5 protein-coding genes and 1 pseudogene are annotated in these 3,114 nt (G+C 52.9%); 1 reads left to right on the forward strand and 5 read right to left on the reverse strand.

All coding sequences use genetic code 11. From position 1 onward, the window contains the following. The 4 genes from MVD07_RS01820 to MVD07_RS01835 all read right to left on the reverse strand — a co-directional run. Positions 1-477, reverse strand: a 477-nt coding sequence (locus MVD07_RS01820; protein WP_297497860.1) for an NAD-binding protein, incomplete at its 3' end; no start/stop codon positions are given. Then, complete coding sequence (locus MVD07_RS01825; protein WP_297497863.1) at positions 474-893, reverse strand: NAD-binding protein; 420 nt, start codon at positions 891-893, stop codon at positions 474-476. The genes MVD07_RS01820 and MVD07_RS01825, both read right to left, overlap by 4 nt. 24 nt (positions 894-917) lie before the next feature. After that, entirely contained in the window at positions 918-1,559 is a 642-nt protein-coding gene (locus tag MVD07_RS01830) for a metallophosphoesterase (protein WP_297497865.1), read from the reverse strand. Positions 1,560-1,569: 10 nt separating this feature from the next. Continuing rightward, entirely contained in the window at positions 1,570-1,701 is a 132-nt protein-coding gene (locus tag MVD07_RS01835; protein WP_297497867.1) for a hypothetical protein, read from the reverse strand. Positions 1,702-2,017: 316 nt separating this feature from the next. On the opposite strand from MVD07_RS01835, the gene MVD07_RS01840 reads away from it, so the two are divergent. Beyond that, on the forward strand, positions 2,018-2,812 hold the full coding sequence (locus MVD07_RS01840; RefSeq protein WP_297497870.1) for a nitrilase: 795 nt from the start codon (positions 2,018-2,020) through the stop codon (positions 2,810-2,812). Here MVD07_RS01840 and MVD07_RS01845 read toward each other — a convergent pair. Next, a pseudogene (locus MVD07_RS01845) lies at positions 2,805-3,114 on the reverse strand (SAM-dependent methyltransferase); the annotation flags it as partial. The gene MVD07_RS01840 and the pseudogene MVD07_RS01845 sit on opposite strands and share 8 nt — an antisense overlap.

Here is a 3,114-nt window from a genome sequence, read left to right on the forward strand (position 1 = left end):
TTCGAAAAGGTCGCCAAAAAACGCCTCGTGAACGACGGAGAAGATCCGTTCAACGCCGAGCTTTATGGCCAGAAGCCCGGCAAGGAGGTTGTCGCTGTCGTTTCCAAGAGAGGCTACAGCAACCTCGGCTTCTTCCAGCCCTTCTTCCCTCCAAAGGGAAACATCGAAGACATCCCCCTGGACTACCACCGCAGACTCCAGTTTTTTCGATGCATAAAGAGCCCGCTCAGGGTCTTTCTCAATGAGTTTGACATCGTATCCCTTGTTTGAAAGCATAGAAGCCAGCGGGATTCCCGTTTCACTGCCCCCCATTATCAGGACGTTCTTCGGTCTTCTAGGGTGATAGGAACGCTTTACCTCCTCAAGGGTGCCCACTATTAGCTTTCTCCCGGCAACTTCAACGCTCCATGTGTCCTCGGGGACCGAAACAGCGTCGCCAACATAAAGGTTGTCGTAGATGTTCCTGAGGAACCTCAACTGCGGTGGTCGACCACGTTCATTATACTCCTCGCAACGAGAGGGGCAGCACACACCATCAGGTCAACGCCGAGGGCCTCTCTACCGCGTCCCCAAACGTGCAGGTAGTCCATGTTCTTAACGCGGGCTATCGTCTTTGGGTTCGAGAGGGTTTTTGCAAGGGAGCAGACTATGATGTTAACGTTGTCGTTGTTTGTGGTCGCTATAATGTAGTCCGCCTCCTCAACACCAGCCCCCTCAAGCGTCTCCGGAAGTGTTGCATCACCCTCAACAGTGAGGACATCGAGAAAGTACTGAAGCTCCTCAATAAGTTCACCCCTTATATCAACGACCGTCACATCGTATCTCTTTGAGAGGTGCTCCGCAACGCGCCTCCCAACGCGACCGGCGCCAACGACGATTACCTTCATTGCCATCCTACCAACGTACGCAGAATGGTTTTAAAAGTTGACGGTTCCTATGTAGACCCCCTGAGGGAGGAATAGGCCCACTTCTCCAAATCCCCGGAGGAAAGGAACCAGCTTTATCCCTTCCCTCACGTCAAAGCCTTCTATGAAGGGATTCACCGTTGGCAAAACCAGGAACTTTCCGAGCCTGGCAAAGACCTTAACCTTCCTGGAGACGCCGCCGCTCCTGAAGGTGTACGCCGGATGAGCATGCCCCAGGAAGGCCTCCTCGAAATCCAGCGGGGGTAGCTTTCTGTGGCCGTGGAGAAAGAGCTTGCCGTCTATCAGGAAGTGGTCGGAGACCTCAACGTTGGGAAAGTTCTCCGCCACCTCCTCAAGTCTTCCATCGTGGTTTCCCTTTGCTATGAGAACGTTCACATCACGTATCTGACTGAAGAAGCGGAGGAGCATCTCCCTCAGGCGGAAGCTCAGGCCGAGGGGTTCCTTAACGTCCCCGAGAACGATAAGGGCATCGGGATTAACTTCGAGGACGAACGAGGCCAGCTCCTCCTCAAACCCTGTCCGAATCCTCAAACCTCTGGAGAGCTCGAAGCCTATGTGAGGGTCGGCAAAAACGAGGGTCTTTCCGAGGGAAGTCCTTAGAATAAGGGAGAGGTCGCCAAAAGAAGGGAACATAGTGCAGGCCTCAGATCAGCCCGCGCTCCTTTCTGCGCTGTCTCTTAAGTCTCCTAATCCTCTTCTTAATCCACTTCCACCTCATCCTTCCCTTCTTCTTCCACTTCCTTGGTCTGCGCTTCATGAGCGTCACCTCCGGCATCTCCGGGAGGAGCTTAAAGGGCCGACTTTTAAGTTTTTCCCCTTAGGCTGAAACTCCTCCTTTTTAGGGCGACTAAAGAGCCTGTGGATTGAGTTCTGGCATTGCTTCCATTCCAGAGTTTCGGATGTTTCAAAATACATTTAACTACCGAACTGAAGTTGAAATCAACTTTGCGTTCATGAACAAAAAGCAAAGTAAGCAGACGGAAATATTCAGCCCGAAAGACTGAAACAAAGACATGAAAACCGCGGTTTTTGGAGAGCGAGGACACCGCTAGGCTTATCAAACCCGAAGGCATACATGTTAAGGTGGTATCATGAAGGTCGCCTACGTCCAGATGGAACCCGCTTTTCTGAATCCCGAGAGGAACTACTCAAAAGCTGAAAAGCTCGTTGGGGAAGCCGTTGAGAAGAGTGCAAAACTCGTTGTCCTGCCGGAGCTCTTCGATACCGGCTACAACTTCGAGAGCAGGAAGGAGGTAGAAGAGGTGGCCGGAGAGATACCCGATGGACCTACCACAGAGTTCCTCGTTGAGCTCGCGAGGGAGAAGGAGGTCTTTATAGTTGCCGGCACAGCCGAAAAGGACGGGAAGGGCAACCTCTACAACTCCGCTGTGATAGTCGGCCCGACAGGCTGGGGCTACATCGGGAAATACAGGAAGGTGCACCTCTTCAACAGGGAGAAGCTGTTCTTCAGGCCTGGAAACCTCGGCTTCCACGTCTTCAACATCGGCATTGCAAAGGTCGGGGTGATGATATGCTTCGACTGGTTCTTTCCAGAGTCGGCTAGAACGCTGGCCTTGAAGGGGGCCGAGATAATAGCACACCCGAGCAACCTTGTAATGCCCTACGCGCCGAGGGCGATGCCGATTAGAGCTTTGGAGAACAGGGTTTACACAGTGACGGCCAACAGAGTCGGCGAGGAGAGAGGTTTGAAGTTCATAGGCAAGAGCACGATAGCATCTCCACTCGCGGACGTTCTGGCAATGGGGAGTGAGAACAAGGAAGAGGTTGCCGTCGTTGAGATTGACCTCTCCCTCGCGAGGGACAAGAGGATAAACGAGAGGAACGACATCTTCAAGGACAGAAGGCCCCAGTACTACGTCATCTGAGGGTTTCTTTTGTTAGCTCTCCAAGGTCTTTCCTTGGCTTTTTAAAGTAGAGCAGGTTACCTACCTTCGGGTTACCGTGCTCCTCACGCCTTATGAGCCCGTGCTCCCTGAAGAAGACGCCCCCCATGGCCAGCTGTGTAGCTATGTCCCAGTAGTGGAAGTCAACCGTGCTTATCTTCCTGAAGCCGGGCAGGAGGTAGTATCCCCTCCTGAAGGTGCCCCTCTCGAAGTCGTAGCCCTCATGCATAGAGGCTATAGTGTAGTTGCCATTCCGACCCTCTATGAGGAACCTCCTGTAACCT

This window comes from Thermococcus sp., assembly GCF_027008145.1.
In the GTDB taxonomy this organism is placed as follows: Archaea; Methanobacteriota_B; Thermococci; order Thermococcales; family Thermococcaceae; genus Thermococcus.

Bases quoted from the DNA above. Each gene is read 5' to 3' on its own strand.
- MVD07_RS01840 (WP_297497870.1), top strand. From the start codon at position 2,018: ATGAAGGTCGCCTACGTCCAGATGGAACCCGCTTTTCTGAATCCCGAG.
- MVD07_RS01835 (WP_297497867.1), bottom strand. From the start codon at position 1,701: ATGCCGGAGGTGACGCTCATGAAGCGCAGACCAAGGAAGTGGAAGAAG.
- MVD07_RS01825 (WP_297497863.1), bottom strand. From the start codon at position 893: ATGGCAATGAAGGTAATCGTCGTTGGCGCCGGTCGCGTTGGGAGGCGC.
- MVD07_RS01830 (WP_297497865.1), bottom strand. From the start codon at position 1,559: ATGTTCCCTTCTTTTGGCGACCTCTCCCTTATTCTAAGGACTTCCCTC.